Here is a 17759-nt window from a genome sequence, read left to right as displayed (position 1 = left end):
AATTTAACGCATTAAACTACCGGGGGACATGCCCCCAGTGCAGTAACGCGTTAAACCACCGGGGGTCAAACCACCGGGGGTCAGGCCCCCGATGCGGTGACGCGTTAAGCTAGTACTGTTTCCTCTGTCAAGGATGGGTAGATTTCTGTTGGGTATTTTCCGGTAAAGCATGCAAGACATTGGCCGCATGTGCCGTCTTCCATTTTTCTGCCGATTGCCTTTACCGTACCTTCCACACTTAGGAAGTTTAGTGTGTCCGCTCCAATGATTTGTCTGATTTCCTCAACAGAATAGTTGGCTGCAATGAGCTCTTCTTTCGTTGATGTATCAATTCCATAGAAACATGGGTGCTGGATTGGAGGAGAACTAATCAGAACATGAACTTCTTTCGCTCCTGCATCCTTAAGCATGTTAACAATCCGCTTGCTTGTTGTTCCGCGTACAATGGAATCATCCACCATGACGACTCTTTTTCCTTCAACAACACCTCTGACAGGGGAAAGCTTCATTTTGACCCCTTGCTCCCTTAACGACTGTGAAGGCTTAATAAAAGTTCTGCCGACATAGCGATTTTTGATCAGGCCTAATTCATAAGGAATGCCCGTCGCTTCTGCATAGCCGATTGCAACCGAGATGCTTGAGTCAGGAACACCCGTTACAACATCAGCTTCAAACGGAAATTCAAGGGCTAATTGCTTGCCGAGATTTTTCCGTGCTGTATGGACATTTATCCCGTTAATATCGCTGTCAGGTCTTGAAAAATAAACATATTCCATTGTGCACATCGCAATATTTGAAGCGACAGCAAACGTTTCAGAACGAACACCCTCATCACTGATGATCAGCAATTCGCCCGGCTTAACGTCACGGACATATGTGGCACCAACAAGATCAAAGGCACATGTTTCAGACGCTACAACATAGGCGTCGCCGAGCTTCCCGAGAGAGAGCGGTCTCATGCCGTTTGGATCTAGAGCAACCATTAATTCTGTTTCTGTCATGACCAGAAAAGCATAGGCGCCTTTGATCATAGAAAGCGCATTTTTTACTTTTTCTTTTAACGGCATAAGTCCGCTTCGTCTAATCAGGTGTGCTAACACCTCTGTATCTGAACTTGTCTGGAAGATGCTTCCCTGTCCTTCAAGCTGATTCCTTAAAGCATTTGCATTGGTTAAATTTCCATTATGGCAAAGGGCAAGGCTGCCGATTTGGAAGTTAAATAACAATGGCTGCACATTTTCATAGCCACCGCCGCCAGCTGTTGAGTATCTGACATGACCGATAGCTCCCTTGCCGGTCAGTTCCTGAATAGATTCGTTGGTGAAGATTTCAGAAACAAGCCCCTCACCTTTTCTTCCTTTTAGCCTTTTTCCATCCGTTACGACCATGCCTGTTCCTTCCTGGCCGCGGTGCTGCAGGCTGTGCAGTCCATAATATGTTATTTGTGACGCTTCCGGATGACCCCATACACCAAAGACTCCGCACTCTTCATTTAAACCTTTTATTTCAGCAAGCATGGAATGGCCCCTTTCCAAGCATCCTCTAATGTTTTAATATCTTCGGCTATAACAATCTCCTCTCCAGAGGCAATTGTTAATACTGGATGCTCTATCACTTCACCGATAAGTCTCGCGTCTACTAAACTTTCAAATTGCTCTTTGTTATCTTTTTTAACGGAAAGTAAAAAGCGTGATTGTGACTCAGCAAAAAGAGCTGAAACCTTATTGCCGGTAATTTGAATATTAGCTCCAAGTCCGGTGCCAAATAAACTTTCTGCTGCCGCAACTCCTAAGCCGCCTTCAGCCACATCATGTGCTGATTGAACGAGTCCCGCACGAATCGCTGATAAAACCTGGCTTTGACTGCGGTTTTCTATTTCAAGATTTAGTTCCGGAGCCTTGCCAAACACTTTTCCGTAAGTTAATTTTTGTAATTCACTGCCGCCAAATTCATCCTTCGTATCGCCTAATAGATAAATAAGGTCTCCAGTTTCTTTAAATGATTGCGTGGTGACATGCTTGATATCTTCAACAAGGCCTACCATGCCAATGATTGGTGTCGGATAGATCGCTTCACCGCTTGTTTCATTGTATAATGAGACATTTCCGCCAATAACCGGTGTATCCAAAGCCAGACATGCTTCACTGATACCATCAGCAGCCTTTTCAATCTGCCAGAAGATTTCTGGCTTTTCTGGTGAGCCGAAGTTAAGTCCATCAGTAATGGCCAGTGGTTCACCGCCAGAGCAGACAATATTTCTTGCTGCCTCTGCAACAGCAATTTTTCCACCCGTTTCCGGATCTAGGTATAGATAGCGGGAGTTACAGTCAGTGGTCATCGCAAGGCCTTTTTGTGTACCGCGGATACGAATAACAGCAGCATCAGAACCTGGCGCAACGACTGTACTAGTCCGCACTTGATAGTCGTACTGATCATAAACCCACTCTTTGCTTGCGATTGTAGGCTGCTTCAATAATTCTATTAATGTCTCTTTATAGTCATCAACAGCTGGAATATCTGTTTCCATTTCCTGAAATTCGCGGTAATAAGCTGGTTCTTTTGATGGCTTGTGATATACTGGAGCATCTTCTGCCAGCGCATCAACTGGTACGTCTGCCACAACCTCACCTTTATGGTATAGACGAAGCATTTTATCATCTGTTACCTTTCCGACAGCAACAGCTTCCAGGCCATATTTTGAGAAAAGGTCAGAAATTTCCTGCTCACGGCCCTTCTTGACAACGATCAGCATTCTTTCCTGTGATTCTGAAAGCATCATTTCATAGGCATTCATTCCTGTTTCCCTTTGCGGAACAAGGTCAAGATTCATTTCAATGCCAGATCCTGCTTTACTTGCCATTTCAGCTGATGAACTAGTCAGACCTGCGGCACCCATATCCTGAATACCAACAAGAGCATCATTATGAACAAGCTCTAGACATGCTTCAAGAAGCAGTTTTTCCATGAAAGGATCGCCGACTTGTACTGCTGGACGCTTTTCATCCGATTGATCTGTTAATTCTTCTGATGCAAAGGTTGCCCCGTGGATACCGTCACGGCCTGTTTTCGCTCCAACATACATCACTGTATTGCCAACGCCCCGCGCCTGCCCTTTTTGAATATCTTTATGATCAATTAATCCGACACACATCGCATTTACAAGCGGATTTCCTTCATAAGAAGGATCTACCTGAATTTCCCCGCCAACCGTTGGAATACCGATACAATTCCCGTAACCAGCGATGCCTGCTACTACCTCTTTAAAAAGATACTTCGTCCGTTCATTATCCAACTCACCGAATCGCAGTGAATTTAACATAGCAACAGGTCTAGCTCCCATGGAGAATACGTCACGGATAATTCCGCCAACTCCAGTGGCAGCGCCTTGATATGGCTCAATCGCTGAAGGGTGGTTATGGCTTTCAATCTTAAATACGACAGCCTGCTGGTCACCAATATCAACAATTCCGGCTCCTTCACCAGGACCCTGAAGAACTCTTTCGCCCTTTGTCGGGAATTTCCTTAAGACTGGCTTTGAATTCTTGTAGCTGCAATGCTCAGACCACATAACAGAGAAAAGACCAATCTCCGTATAATTTGGCAGTCTGCCAAGAATTTTTTCAATCATCGCAAATTCTTCATCGGTTAAACCCATTTCTTTATATACTTTTTGTTCTCTCAGCTGCTCTGGATTTGGTTCAAGCATTAACGACATGTGCTTCCCTCCAATTTTTTACGATTGATTGAAATAGCCTTAATCCATCCGCACTTCCTAGAAGCTCGTCAACAGCTCTTTCTGGATGGGGCATCATTCCAAGGACATTGCCTTTTTTATTTGTGATTCCAGCAATATTCTCTAAGCTTCCATTTGGATTCATACCGTTATAAGTGAAAACAATTTGGTTATTTTCTTTCAATTCCGCGAGTGTTTCCTCATCACAGTAGTAATTTCCTTCACCATGTGCAATTGGAACGGTGATAACTTCCCCTTGCTGATATTCAGAGGAAAACATCGTTTGGCTGTTTTCGACCTTTAATTCCACAGGGCGGCAAATAAATTTCAAGCTATTGTTTCTTCTCATTGCCCCTGGAAGCAGACCTGCTTCAAGCAGAATCTGAAAACCATTGCAGACACCAAGAACTGGCTTTCCAGCTTCAGCCGCTTTAATAACCTCTTTCATCACATTGCTAAAACGGGCAATCGCTCCGGAGCGAAGATAATCCCCATATGAAAATCCGCCAGGAAGAAGAATTCCATCAAAACTCTCTAGGCTCTCTTCGGTATGCCAAACATATTCAACATCAGCACCAAGCTCATCCTTTATCGCATGATACATGTCTGCGTCACAATTGGATCCTGGAAAAACGATAACCGCAAATTTCACTTGGAAACAGCCTCCTCAATTTCATAGCGGTAATCCTCTATGACAACGTTAGCCAACAAGCGCTCGCACATTTCTTTTACAATAACATCTATATCACGATCAGACTTTTCAATGGTCAATTCCATGTATTTTCCAATACGTACATCGTCGACTTCCTTATAATTCATGGAGTGAAGAGAACTTTTCACTGCAGTCCCTTGAGGATCTAATACACTTTCTCTTAATGTGACGAATACTTTTACTTTGTACATACCATTTGGCCTCCCAGTCTAGTCAATATATTTTCATATGCATCTGTCAGGTTTCCAAGGTCACGGCGGAAAACATCTTTATCAAGCTTTTCGTTTGTTTTAAGGTCCCACAGTCTGCATGTATCTGGCGAAATTTCATCAGCAAGCACAATTTTCCCGCTTGATTCTTTGCCAAATTCAAGCTTAAAGTCTATAAGCCCTACTCCTATTTCTCTAAAAATCTCTGATAGCACTTCATTGACCTTTAATGCCATTTGTTTAAGTGCTGATACTTCATCTGAATTTGCAAGATTTAGAATGTCAATATGGTCCTCGGTAATCAGCGGATCACCCAAAGAATCATCTTTATAGTAAAATTCAACGATTGGTCTTGAGAGCTTTTTGCCTTCTTCAATTCCGAGTCTTTTTGAAAAGCTGCCGGCAGCTACATTGCGGACAACCGTTTCTAAGGGAATAATTTGCAGCTTTTTAACTAGCTGTTCTGTTTCTGAGATTTTGCTGATGAAGTGAGATTCTACCCCATGCTCTTTAAGCTTTGAAAATATCAGACTAGTAATCTCATTATTTAAACGCCCCTTGCCGGTAATGGTTGCTTTCTTTTCTCCATTAAAGGCTGTTGCTGAATCTTTATATTCAACCCAAACGATATTTTCATCATCTGTTTGGTACATTTTTTTCGCTTTGCCCTCATATAAAAGTGTTCCTTTTTTCATACCAGCAGCTCCTTCATTGAAGTTCAAGATTTTTATAAAAGGATAAAGAATATCTTTACCCTTTTATAAGCCTAACCGTTCAAAAATGGTGTCTACGTGCTTTAGGTGATAGTTATAGTCAAAGCAATCATCAATCTCTGCTGCTGAAAGCTTCGATGTAATTTTTTCATCTTGTTCGATCAGGCTGCGGAATGGCACCTGTTTCTCCCAGGCTTCCATTGCACGCGGCTGAACAGTATCGTAAGCCTCTTCACGAGGCAGCCCCTTATCGATAAGAGCTAAAAGAACTCGCTGTGAATAAATTAAGCCTAATGTCCGATCCATGTTTCGTTTCATGTTCTCAGGGAAAACCGTTAAATTCTTAATGATATTGCCGAAACGGCTTAACATATAGTTCAAAGCAATCGTTGCATCTGGAATGATGACTCTTTCTGCTGAGGAATGTGAGATATCGCGTTCATGCCATAAAGAGACATTTTCATAGGCAGTCAGCATATAGCCGCGGATGACTCTTGCCATTCCTGTCATGTTCTCAGATCCGATCGGATTTCGTTTATGCGGCATTGCCGATGAACCCTTTTGCCCTTTTGCGAAAAATTCTTCCACTTCACGTGTTTCGCTTTTTTGCAACCCGCGAATTTCTGTGGCAAATTTTTCAATAGAAGTTGCGATTAGTGCAATGGTGCTCATGTAATGCGCATGGCGATCACGCTGCAATGTCTGTGTCGAAATAGGTGCAGGCTTTAGGCCAAGTTTTTCGCAAACATATTTTTCAACAAATGGGTCAATATTGGCATACGTGCCGACTGCACCGGAAATTTTCCCGAATTCAATTCCAGCTGCAGCGCTTTTGAACCGTTCAAGATTTCGCTTCATCTCTTCATACCAAAGAGCTAGCTTTAAGCCAAATGTCGTAGGCTCTGCATGAACGCCATGAGTACGGCCCATCATGACCGTATATTTGTGTTCTTGCGCCTTGTTTTTTAAAATTTCGACAAATGCCTCTACGTCCTTCAACAGAATGCTGTTTGCCTGTCTAATCAAGTATGAAAGGGCTGTATCAACCACGTCCGTTGAAGTTAACCCGTAATGAACCCACTTACGCTCCTCACCAAGCGTTTCGGAAACCGCACGTGTGAAAGCTACGACATCATGGCGGGTTTCTTCCTCGATTTCTTTAATGCGCTCAATATCAAAGGATGCTTTTTCACGAAGCTTTTGCACATCCTCTTTTGGAATTACGCCTAACTCTGACCAAGCTTCACAAGCAAGGATTTCAACCTCAAGCCATGCTTGAAAACGATTTTGTTCTGTCCAAATGGCACCCATTTCAGGTCTTGTATAACGTTCAATCATGAGATGTGTCCTCCGATCATTTCTGCTTCTTTTTCCCAAATCTTGCTGTTTTCTGCTTCAGCCAATGCCTCTTCTACAGAGTCTCTCAGCAGTGTGACATGCCCCATTTTTCGTTTGTATTTTGCATCCTTTTTGCCGTATAAATGAATCTTCCAGTCTGGCAAGGAAGGTATTTTCTCCATTAATGGTTCAACATGCTGCCCTAATATATTGACCATTACAGCAGGTTTTAATAACGTTGTTTCTCCTAATGGCCAATCACAAACGGCTCTGATATGCTGCTCAAACTGAGAGGTCATGCATGCTTCTATGGAATAGTGTCCTGAATTATGAGGTCTTGGTGCAAGCTCGTTAATATAAATCGTATCATCCTCATTCAAGAACATTTCTACGGCAAGTGTTCCAACCACATTTAGAGCATTGGCAATCTGCTTGGCCGCTTCTATCGCCTTTTCTTCTGCATTTTTAGTAATTCTCGCAGGAACGATGGTCTCGTGTAGGATGTTTTCTTTATGAATATTTTCTCCCACCGGTAAGACAGCTGTTTCTCCTGAAACACTTCTGCTGACAATAACGGAAATTTCCTTTTCAAAAGGAACCCATTTCTCAAGAACACATAAGCCATGGTCAAGCAGCTTTATTGCTTCTGATACATCCTGTTTGTCGTTTATGACATATTGCCCTTTTCCATCATATCCGCCCCTGGCAGTCTTCAAAACTGCTGGAAGTCCAAGCATTTCAATTCCTTCATATAATTCAGCAGGACTACTAATTACGAAGTATGGCGCAACCTGTGCCCCAGCCTGCTGAATGGCTTCTTTTTCTGTTGAACGATCCTGCGTAATTTTCAATACTTCAGACCCTTGAGGTACGTAAGCATTGGCACAAAGCCAATCCAGACATTCAGCATTAATATTTTCAAATTCATAGGTGATCACATCGCTCACCTTAGCCAATTCCTTTATTGATTCCATATCGTTATACTGCCCGACAATTTCAATATCAGCGATTTGCCCGCAGGGTGAATCTGGTGTAGGATCAAGCACTGCAATTCTAAAGCCTTGTGCTTTGGCTACCATTGCCATCATTTTGCCTAATTGGCCGCCCCCAATAATTCCTATTGTCTGACCTGGATAGATTACTTTTTTAGACAAGTTCATCACTGCTTTCTATCACTTCTTGTTTCGTTTTTTCTCTTCTATTATTTAAACGATCTGCAATTGCGGAATCATAAGATCCGAGGATTTGTGCTGCTAAGAGGCCTGCATTCACTGCACCTGCTTTCCCAATAGCAACGGTTGCTACAGGAACTCCCCCCGGCATTTGCACGATGGATAATAATGAATCAAGGCCATTTAAAGCTCTTGACTGCACTGGAACTCCAATGACAGGCAGTGTTGTTTTTGCGGCAACCATACCTGGCAGATGGGCTGCCCCGCCTGCACCGGCAATAATCACCTTTATCCCTTTTTCTCTAGCATTCTCGGCATATTCAAACATGAGATCCGGAGTCCGATGGGCAGATACTACCTTCTTTTCGTATGAGATCTCGAGTTCGTCTAATATTTCACAAGCAAATTTCATTGTTTCCCAATCTGATTTGCTTCCCATGATCACTCCTACTTGTGCCAACACTTTCTCCTCCAGTTCAAAGCTTTTTATTATATAAAAAAACCTGGACAAACACCTTCTGCAATGAGAGAAAGTGAAATGTCCAGGCTGTTTAAAAAAGGCGGCAACAAAAAATAAGATAAGCCCCTTTTTACTGTGCCAGTCTATTTACTTTCCCTCATAGTCCAATAATTTACGGTTATCGGGTAGATACTTATGGGCCATATTCCCATTATTATACGAGGGTTCATATTTGATTAATTTATTTTCTAACCTCATCTTAACAGCAAAAAGGGGATCATGTCAATCGTATTCTCGAACGTTTATGACTATCTCGTTAACAATGTTCGTGTATTTAGTCAACTGCAACTGCTTCAAAAATAATTTTCCTTCCGGCCGGCTCATAGGTGATTTCTCCGTCCTTTTCAATTTCCTGAAAGATGGGCTTTTCAGTTCTTTTTATTGGAAAAAACCCTGCCTTATTCATTCTATCCAGGCACATATCAATCGTTTCATTATCCTGCACCTCAAATATGGCTTTCTTTTTTCCCTTACTCATGAATATAACTTCCCTTTCTTAACAGACTTAACCCAGAACCCGCCATATATCGTTTTCGGCTCGTAGGCGATAATAAATGCCTTAGGGTCCAGCTCCTTGATGGTTTGATAAAGCCTTAATTCGTATTTCCTTGGCGTTAGAATTTGCAGTGCCATCCGATTCCCCTCAAGCCCGTTGGCAGCCCAGGTCGTTACTCCATAGCCCTTATTTCGCAGCTCTTTCGGGAGATCCCGATCATATTCTTTAGTGATCACATTAACAGTAATATAACCAAGAGCCAGCTTCTCCTCAATTTTCATGCCAACAATAACACCAATTCCATATCCAACAGCATAGGCGATTAGATTCTGGATTTGATTTAAGTTATCTAAAACGAGACCAAGACCGACAACATAAATAACCACTTCAATCGTGCTTATGAATGCAGCTAAATACCGCTGTCCTTTTAAAGTAAGAATCATTCTTATCGTAAAAAAAGACACATAGACAATATTAATAATAAGAATGATGGATACCATCACGAAACTATTTTCAAGCATGGCAAAACCCCTCCTTCATCGTATACCATTCTCTACCCTAAATATTATCATTCTTATACTTAGTCTAGGTAAATATTCAGAAACAAAAACAATAAAAAAAGGAGACCCGCATGACGCGAATCCCCAAGTTTTTATTTTAGGCTTTGTTAAATTTGGCCGTTGATTTCCACTCCAGGCGCTTCGCTTTCCGGGGGGCGTTTTGCGAGCCTCCTCGGAGCTCACGCTCCTGCGGGGTCTCGCTTCAACGCTGATCCCCCAGGAGTCTACGCGCCTGCAGCGAAGATCAACTAAGCGGTTAAATTCAACATTAGCTTTTAGCACAGCTTATTTCAAGAAAATAAAGTATAGAACGAAGATAACAAACAACAAGTACATAATTGGATGAATCTCTTTTCCGCGTCCTTTTACTAGCATTGTAATTGGATAGAAGATAAAGCCAATCGCAATTCCTGTCGCAATACTGTAGGTTAATGGCATTGCAATGATGATCAGAAAAGCTGGAACGGCAATTTCGAACTTATTCCAGTCAATTTTCCCTAAGGATGATACCATTAACACCCCAACAATAATTAAAGCAGGTGCTGTGACAGGTGAAGTAATAACAGATAATAGCGGTGCGAAAAATAATGATAATAAGAATAGTCCTGCTACGACAATGGCTGCAAATCCTGTTCTCGCTCCTGCAGCAACTCCAGCTGTTGATTCAACATAAGAAGTGGTCGTAGATGTTCCAAAAATAGCTCCTGTTACTGTAGCACATGAATCCGCAAGCAGCGCCTTTCCAGCACGAGGAAGCTTGTCCCCTTTCATTAGCCCCGCTTGACTTGCAACGCCTACAAGTGTACCGGCTGTATCAAAGAAGTCTACGAAAAGAAAAGTTAAAACAACTGCCAACATTTGCGTAGTGTAAAATGAGCTGTCACCAAAAGACTCAAAAGCTGCTCCGAACGTTGGTGCCACACTTGGAATTGAACCGACAATCTTTTCTGGGGCATCAATTAAATTGAAAACCATGCCAACAATTGCTGTAATTACAATTCCATAGAAGATTCCGCCCTTGATTCCGCGTGTCATAAGGATAACTGTTAAAATAAGACCAAAAATCGCTAGTAATGTATTTCCATTCGTTAAATCGCCTAAGCCAACTAGCACTGCATCATTATGAACAATAATTCCCGCATTTTGAAATCCTAAGAAAGCAATAAATAACCCTATCCCAGCAGCCACAGCATATTTCATTTCCGCAGGGATCGCATTAATAACTATTTCCCGCAAGCCTGTCAGTGAAAGAACAATAAAAATAAGACCAGAGATTAATACACCGCCAAGGGCATGCTGCCAGGGAATTCCGTATGTTAATATCACCGTATAAGCAAAAAACGCATTTAACCCCATACCTGGAGCCAAGCCTATTGGATATTTTGCAATCAGCCCCATCATCAATGATCCAACCGCTGCAGCCAGTGCCGTAGCAACAAATACTGCTTGAGCGTCCATTCTCATGGCGTCTGGAAGATCTGGTATCGATTGCAACGAAAGAGTAAGTGGGTTAACAATTAAAATATATGCCATCGATAAAAATGTTGTCAGACCGCCAATAATTTCACGTCTGTAATTAGTGCCAAGTTCTTCGAAGTTGAAGTACTTTTTCATCTTTCTTCCTCCTTATTTCACTGCTTTGCAAAATAAAAATGCTTCGGTTAAAGTACCGAAGCGCTGACAGAGGAGATTAGCACAATAATTAGGATCCGTTGGAATCCCTCATTATTGCACATACCTCGTAGTCAAGCTATTTACGGTAACTTGGTAGAGACTTTTGGGCCATATTCCCAAGAATTATACGACGTAGTACCTATATTTAATTTCAATTTTATTTTAACAGCCATCTCTCACTTCGTCAATAAAAAAACGAACATTTCCTGTTATCTTTTTGGAAATGTTCGTTTTTGCCTATTTTCCTTTGGATTTGTCCAGCTTCAGCTTACTTATTCCCACTCAATGGTTGCTGGCGGCTTGCTGGTAATGTCGTAAACCACCCGGTTGACATGACCCACTTCATTCACGATACGTGTTGAGATGATTTCAAGAACATCCCAAGGAATTCTTGCCCAGTCAGATGTCATTCCATCAATAGAAGTAACCGCACGGATTCCAATCGTATAGTCATACGTTCTAGCATCACCCATTACACCGACGCTGCGGATATTTGGAAGAACAGTAAAGTACTGCCAGATATCACGTTCAAGTCCAGCTTTTCTAATTTCTTCGCGCAGGATAAAATCTGATTCACGAACAATCTCAAGCTTTTCATCAGTAATTTCACCCAAAACACGAATACCAAGACCAGGTCCCGGGAACGGCTGGCGCCATACAATTTCATCCGGTATGCCAAGCTCAGTGCCTAGTGCACGAACTTCGTCCTTAAAAAGTGTATTTAACGGCTCAATGAGCTTAAATTGCATATCTTCTGGAAGACCGCCAACATTATGGTGTGATTTGATTGTCTGGGCAGTTGCTGTGCCGCTTTCAATAATATCTGTATATAAAGTTCCTTGTGCTAAAAATTCTATTCCTTCAAGTTTTGTTGCTTCATCATCAAATACATAGATAAATTCATTGCCAATGATTTTCCGTTTCTTCTCTGGGTCAGAAACACCTTCAAGCTTGCTTAAGAAACGGTCACGGGCATCAACTTTAATTACATTCATATGGAATCCATCAGCAAAGGTCTTCATGACACTGTCAGCTTCACCTTTACGAAGCAGCCCATGATCAACAAAAATACATGTCAATTGATCACCGATTGCTTTATGAATAAGAACAGCTACGACGGATGAATCAACTCCACCGCTTAATGCACAAAGAACTTTTTTATCGCCAACGGTCTGACGAATTTTTTCCATTTCAATTTCAATAAAGTTTTCCATTGACCAGTCGCCTTTGCATCCGCAAATTTCAAATACAAAGTTTTTCAGAATTTCATTGCCGTGCACAGTGTGCTGAACCTCTGGATGGAATTGAACAGCGTATAGTCCCTTTTCTTCATTGCTCATTGCCGCAATTGGACATGACGGGTTTGTTCCATCTACTGTAAAGCCCTTCGGTGTTTCAACAACTAAATCACCATGGCTCATCCAGACTGTTTGTTCTGTTGGCAGGTTTTTGAATAGCTTTGACTCATGTTCAAGCTTTAATGTAGCTTTTCCATATTCACGGTTCTTTGCCTTTTCGACCTTGCCGTCAAAATGCAGGGTCATAAGCTGCATGCCGTAGCAGATTCCAAAAATCGGCAGGCCAAGATCGAAGATTGCTTCATCACATTTGAAGGCATTTTCGCCGTAGACGCTGTTTGGACCGCCTGAAAAAATGATGCCCTTTGGATTCATTTCTTTAATTTCTTGAGCGGTAATGGTATGAGGATGCAATTCACTATAAACGCCAAATTCTCTGATTCTGCGTGTAATTAATTGGTTATACTGACTCCCAAAGTCTAATACAACGATCATTTCCTGGTTTTGCATGTTTGTTTTCCCCATCTAATCAGTTCACCTCAAATGTTTATAATAACCATAGTGTTTTCATAAGTATAACTTTTAACGCATGAAACAATATCTGAATACTCTTTTTAAATAAAAAAAGCCAGATTTCCCCCTCCGAAAATTGGCAAGGGCAGAAATCTGGCTGTTGTGCTTGGCAGTTGAACTTTCTGCCCTTCATAGTCAGATCATTTTCGGTGATCCGGTAGAGACTTTCGAACCGTATTTTCGAGGATATATGAAGGTTTATTCATTTATTTCATTTCGTAATTATCTAAACTGACTAGACTATTGTAACAACAGTAGAATTTAGCGGTCAAGCTATTGTTTTCTTAATTAAATTTTCCCATAATTCCTTCATTTCCACCCAGCTCCCTTGCTTCAGGTCCCCTTTATAGATAAGCCTTTCATACCTGGAAGTAAGCTGGCTCATTTCGCTGGATTTAAAATAACTGTCAACGTATTGGGCATAATCTCTTAAAGTTTGGCCATTCTGTCGCTTAAGTCCATATCGATCAAGCTCTTTTAATAAAATCATATAAGCTGTTGGAAAGTTCTCATCTTTGCTGGTCCATTTAAATTTCCATGTAAAGTAATATGGAAGCCAGCGTCCACGAAGAAAGTAACCTGCAAGAACTAATATTAATACCCCTGCAGCACTAATGGTCATCCACTTCCATTGGTTTTGGATAAAGCCTTTTGCAGATTGGATCAAGGCCATAAAGGAATTGGAGGAATTCTCTTCTTTTACGTCCTTCTCTTCCATTGTTGTTTCTGCCGGTTTTTCTTTTTGAGTTTCTTCAGGAATTTCAGACTGGACAGTACTTTGTCCTTCATCATCATAATTTATTTGAACATTGGCGGAGTAGCCCAGTGTTGGTTCAAATGGAACCCATCCGATGCCCGGAAAATAAATTTCTACCCAGGAGTGTGCGTTGTTATTTGTTATCTCAAAAACATTCCTGCCTGATTCCCCGACACCTTTGTACTCGCCCTGATTATATCCTTTTACCCATCTCGCCGGGATACCCAATGATCTTGCAAGAACAACCATGGATGTCGAAAAGTTATCACAGTAGCCTCGTTTGGTTTCAAATAAAAACTGATCAACATAATCGTCCTCGGCCCCTGGAACTGCTACATTCTTTTGATCATAGGCAAAGCCTGCTCGCTTAAAATAGTATTCTAATTCCTTTGCTTTTTCGTACCATGTATTTTTATCTTTTGTTATTTCAGCAGCAAGTTCACGAACACGTTCGGGGAGGCCTGCCGGCAGCTGTGTATACCTGTCAAACAGCCCCTTATCCATAGTCATTTGTCCATTTGGCCCAGCGTTCATGAGTGCTGTAACACTGTATCTCGGAACATCCTGAACAACAGAGTAATGAAACACGGAAGTTGGATATCCATCTTCAACCGTGCGAATTTTTTCTGTTGATTTCTCTATTTCAAAGGAAACGGCCCCCTGAAGAGGCACATGAATTTCTTTGATGCCTAAAGGATAAACAATATGAGAATACTCAATAAAAGAGGAAATAAAGCTTGTTTCTTCTTCTTTCTCTACACCTTCGCCTTCGGAAAATGAAAATATTGGAACCTGCCCTTCGGAATCAAAGGCAGTCCTTTCTTCACGGGAGCTAGATGTGATCCAGCCCTTTCCCGTATATACATCCTTGGTTTCAACCTTCCAATATTGACGCGACTCTACTTCAGCTTTCAGAACAAGCTGATTATCGCCGACAAAAGGACCGCCAAGCTGAGAATCATCAACGCCATATCCAATTTTTTGAACCTTGCTTGCCCTATCCTCATTATCTAAACTATAAGATTTAATGTAAGGAACGGGATCCGGCCAGATGGGCGCAGCCTTCGGAACAGCAAGCCCAATACCCACGCTAACCGCCAGAAACAGGGCTACTGGAGTGACCCATTTTCGCAAAAGGGTAAAGTCCCTCTCTATTCCCTCTTTTTCAATCAGCCGATAAAAATTCAGCAATCCCATTATAATGAACCCAAGAACCACTGTCCGAATGATGGCCCAATCAGCCTTATAGGGCGTAAAGGTATCAAGTACAGTAATATAGGCCAATGTCATAAAGAAAAAGATAAAAATCTTCCTGCGAATAATCAGCCAGTATTGAATCAAATACGTCATCAGCCAAAGAAGGACAAAAAACAAAAAGCTTCTAAAAAAATTACTCAGATGCTGCCAATCCCTCTCAATAAGAACAGAAAGGTTTGCCTGAAACTCCCCAAAAAACGGTGAAATCCAGCCAAACTGAAAAAATCCTCCGTTCATATACAAAAGGTTTAAAGCAAATAAAATCAATACAGTCTTAATGCTTCCGCTTACTGCTATCGGCACATGAATAAATTCAAGCAAAAAAGATGCCATAATGAACATTAAGAAAACCCATACGTTGGATGTATCTGTCAGCTGCTCAAGAGGGCGTATCCATTCCCAAAGCAGGAAAAAGCCAATTACATATAACAAAAAAGCCGTAAGATCCCTTTTTTTATTTTGAGATGTCAAGGTTTACCACCTCCGTTAATCCAGAGGAGAAATGACCTTCATGAACTAAAGCGATTTTTATTCCTCTGCTGTTTGCTGCGCTTTTTAGCAAAAGCTCTTGCTGGGTAAGAGATTCATTTTTACTTTTTACCAAACAAATCGTTACTGCCTTCTTGCTTAAGACAAGGCTGCCGGCTTTATCAACCAGATCCCGTGTGATGTTTGCCGTAACAATTGTTAAATGGGTTGCTTTATGCAGATTAGAGCTTTCAGCCTCAATCACCTTATCAATGGAGAATAAACTGTTGTCCTGAACCTTCGCCAGGTGATAAAACAGCTGCAGCAGCTGAGTTTCCCCTCCCTTAACGGGAAAAGCAGTCCTTTCTTTGCCTGCAGATAAAAAACCTATTTGTGCACCGTGATGCAAGACTGCCCGGATAAAGGAGGCCGAAAAAGAAACAGCCGCCTCAAAACGAGGATTTTCTTCACAATCTAAAATTAGATACATTTCATGTGATTGCCTTTGTTCAAATTCCTTTGTCATAAAATCATTTCGCTTAGCGGTAGCTTTCCAATTGATCCAGGAAAAACGGTCTCCCGGCTGGTATTCTCTTATACCGACTGCCATCGATGTATCCCTTTGGATGCGCTCTCTTGAGGCAGCCATCCCTTGATCATATCGGCTATCTGACGGACGATAAATTAGCTCTTCGTATGCAGGATATACAAGAACTTTATCCATGATTGGAATAACTCGTTCCTTTTCGATCAAGCCTAGCGGATCACCAGTAACAATACGGACCGCTTCAAATACAAACTCTCCCCTTGGCAGTTCAGCAATCTCATACTCCCAATTTAATTCCCTTTTAAACCCTGGGAATTGAAAGCTTTTTACAGAACCATTTTTCCTATGAAGCTTTTCACTGCTGTAATCCTCAATAATGAAAAACAGCAATGGAAATACCGATTTCCTTTTTATTGTGATGGATACCTTCAGTCTCTCGCCGGCGATACTTTCGTTTCTGGAAAGAGTTCGCACAGCCTCTATTCGTTTTAGAGGATAAAAGGATAACAAAAGTGCATATAGAGCAAAAGGGAGAAAGCTGTAAAATAAAAACCAGCTGACAAATCCCCCTTGAAACATTGCATATGAAAAAGTAATGGCTATGAGCAATAACAGGACAATTAATTTCCATACCTCTTTCATGGCAGTAAGAAACGGTTTCATTGCTTCACAACCTTTGTACAGGAACAGGAACCCTATGCAGGATTCGTTCCGCCACTTCATCAGCAGTAATTCCATCAAATTTAACCTCAGATTTGAGGATAATCCGGTGAGCAAATACCGCTGGAGCCAAATACTGAATATCATCCGGGAGAACATAATCCCTTCCATACATAAAGGCGTAAGCCTGCGCTGCTTTCATTAGGGCAATCGATCCCCTCGGACTAACACCAAGGTAGACGCTTGAATGTGATCTTGTTTCATGGGCTAAGTCCACAATATACCTCTTAATGGTGTCATCTACATGAACCTCTTTCATTTGATCCTGCAGATCAAGCAATTCTGCAAGATCAATTACAGGTTCAATTTCATCAATTGGCTTTACTCGCTGTACACGATTTAATACTTCAATTTCCCCTTCTACATCTGGATATCCCATTTTCATTTTTAAAAGGAATCGATCTAACTGTGCCTCTGGAAGCGGATAGGTTCCTTCATAGTCAATCGGATTTTGCGTGGCCATAACAAAAAAGGGCTTTTCTAGAGGGTAGGTTACACCATCAATGGTCACACTGCTCTCTTCCATCCCTTCCAAAAGAGCAGATTGGGTCTTAGGGGAGGTTCGGTTTATTTCATCTGCCAGGATAATATTACCCATAATCGGGCCCGGCTTGAACTGAAATTCCATTTCCTTTGGATTGTATATGGAAACACCTGTAACGTCTGAAGGCAAAAGGTCAGGTGTAAATTGAATCCTTTTAAAATTAGCGCCGACAGATTTAGCGAGAGCGCGCACCATCATCGTTTTTCCAACCCCAGGGACATCCTCAAGGAGCACATGGCCCTCGGCTAATAAGGCAATCATACTTAGTTCTGCTACCTTCCTTTTTCCAATCATTACCTTTTCAATATTTTCTATTACTCTTCTGATTTTTGGGTGCATGTTCCTGTCTGTCATACGAACCCTCCTACGTCTATATCAAACAAGCATCTCATTTGGATTATTTAATTGTAAAATAATATCCATTACCATATTAATTCGATAAACTCTGTCAAATTCCTGTGCTAGCAA

The 17759-nt window shown here is 41.6% G+C and carries 15 protein-coding genes and 3 riboswitches; all 15 genes read right to left on the bottom strand.

Going from position 1 to position 17759, the window contains the following annotated elements; translation table 11 throughout:
• Window positions 1-104 precede the first annotated feature (104 nt).
• The 15 genes from purF to AC1Q59_RS08855 all read right to left on the bottom strand — a co-directional run bounded on the left by purF (window position 105) and on the right by AC1Q59_RS08855 (window position 17645).
• Complete coding sequence (purF, locus tag AC1Q59_RS08925) at window positions 105-1517, bottom strand: amidophosphoribosyltransferase (RefSeq protein ID WP_492365466.1); 1413 nt, start codon at window positions 1515-1517, stop codon at window positions 105-107.
• A complete protein-coding gene (gene purL / locus AC1Q59_RS08920; protein ID WP_492365465.1) occupies window positions 1502-3715 on the bottom strand; it encodes a phosphoribosylformylglycinamidine synthase subunit PurL in 2214 nt (737 codons plus the stop codon). Before purL ends, purF begins: the two co-directional genes overlap by 16 nt.
• Window positions 3699-4385 carry a phosphoribosylformylglycinamidine synthase subunit PurQ gene (gene purQ, locus AC1Q59_RS08915; protein WP_492365464.1) on the bottom strand — a complete coding sequence of 229 codons (687 nt, stop codon included), beginning with the start codon at window positions 4383-4385 and terminating at the stop codon, window positions 3699-3701. Before purQ ends, purL begins: the two co-directional genes overlap by 17 nt.
• Window positions 4382-4636: a phosphoribosylformylglycinamidine synthase subunit PurS gene (gene purS / locus AC1Q59_RS08910; protein ID WP_492365463.1), complete on the bottom strand. Its 255-nt coding sequence runs from the start codon at window positions 4634-4636 to the stop codon at window positions 4382-4384. Before purS ends, purQ begins: the two co-directional genes overlap by 4 nt.
• Window positions 4624-5349: a phosphoribosylaminoimidazolesuccinocarboxamide synthase gene (purC, locus tag AC1Q59_RS08905; protein ID WP_492365462.1), complete on the bottom strand. Its 726-nt coding sequence runs from the start codon at window positions 5347-5349 to the stop codon at window positions 4624-4626. The genes purS and purC overlap by 13 nt, the downstream gene beginning before the upstream one ends.
• Window positions 5350-5412: 63 nt before the next feature.
• Complete coding sequence (gene purB / locus AC1Q59_RS08900; protein ID WP_492365461.1) at window positions 5413-6705, bottom strand: adenylosuccinate lyase; 1293 nt, start codon at window positions 6703-6705, stop codon at window positions 5413-5415.
• Window positions 6702-7865: a 5-(carboxyamino)imidazole ribonucleotide synthase gene (gene purK, locus AC1Q59_RS08895; RefSeq protein WP_492365460.1), complete on the bottom strand. Its 1164-nt coding sequence runs from the start codon at window positions 7863-7865 to the stop codon at window positions 6702-6704. Before purK ends, purB begins: the two co-directional genes overlap by 4 nt.
• Window positions 7852-8340: a 5-(carboxyamino)imidazole ribonucleotide mutase gene (purE, locus tag AC1Q59_RS08890; RefSeq protein ID WP_492365459.1), complete on the bottom strand. Its 489-nt coding sequence runs from the start codon at window positions 8338-8340 to the stop codon at window positions 7852-7854. Before purE ends, purK begins: the two co-directional genes overlap by 14 nt.
• A gap of 137 nt (window positions 8341-8477) precedes the next feature.
• Window positions 8478-8579: riboswitch (purine riboswitch) on the bottom strand.
• 92 nt (window positions 8580-8671) lie between these two features.
• Window positions 8672-8875: an NETI motif-containing protein gene (locus AC1Q59_RS08885; RefSeq protein WP_492365458.1), complete on the bottom strand. Its 204-nt coding sequence runs from the start codon at window positions 8873-8875 to the stop codon at window positions 8672-8674.
• Entirely contained in the window at window positions 8872-9414 is a 543-nt protein-coding gene (locus AC1Q59_RS08880) for a DUF2179 domain-containing protein (RefSeq protein ID WP_492365457.1), read from the bottom strand. Before AC1Q59_RS08880 ends, AC1Q59_RS08885 begins: the two co-directional genes overlap by 4 nt.
• 324 nt (window positions 9415-9738) lie before the next feature.
• Window positions 9739-11067, bottom strand: coding sequence for an NCS2 family permease (locus AC1Q59_RS08875; RefSeq protein WP_492365456.1), 1329 nt, complete (start codon window positions 11065-11067; stop codon window positions 9739-9741).
• 108 nt (window positions 11068-11175) lie between these two features.
• A riboswitch (purine riboswitch) is annotated at window positions 11176-11278 on the bottom strand.
• Between the two features lie 121 nt (window positions 11279-11399).
• Window positions 11400-12950, bottom strand: coding sequence for a glutamine-hydrolyzing GMP synthase (gene guaA, locus AC1Q59_RS08870; protein WP_492365455.1), 1551 nt, complete (start codon window positions 12948-12950; stop codon window positions 11400-11402).
• 160 nt (window positions 12951-13110) lie between these two features.
• Window positions 13111-13212: riboswitch (purine riboswitch) on the bottom strand.
• Window positions 13213-13266: 54 nt separating this feature from the next.
• A complete protein-coding gene (locus AC1Q59_RS08865) occupies window positions 13267-15483 on the bottom strand; it encodes a DUF4129 domain-containing transglutaminase family protein (RefSeq protein ID WP_492365454.1) in 2217 nt (738 codons plus the stop codon).
• Window positions 15467-16690 (bottom strand): DUF58 domain-containing protein, encoded by a 1224-nt coding sequence (locus AC1Q59_RS08860; protein ID WP_492365453.1) that lies wholly within the window; start codon window positions 16688-16690, stop codon window positions 15467-15469. Before AC1Q59_RS08860 ends, AC1Q59_RS08865 begins: the two co-directional genes overlap by 17 nt.
• 4 nt (window positions 16691-16694) lie before the next feature.
• Complete coding sequence (locus AC1Q59_RS08855; protein ID WP_492365452.1) at window positions 16695-17645, bottom strand: AAA family ATPase; 951 nt, start codon at window positions 17643-17645, stop codon at window positions 16695-16697.
• Window positions 17646-17759 lie beyond the last annotated feature (114 nt).

The organism is Cytobacillus sp. MT66 (assembly GCF_058792595.1).
Note: the sequence above shows the minus strand (reverse complement) of the source record. Positions and strands in the feature narration are given on the sequence as shown.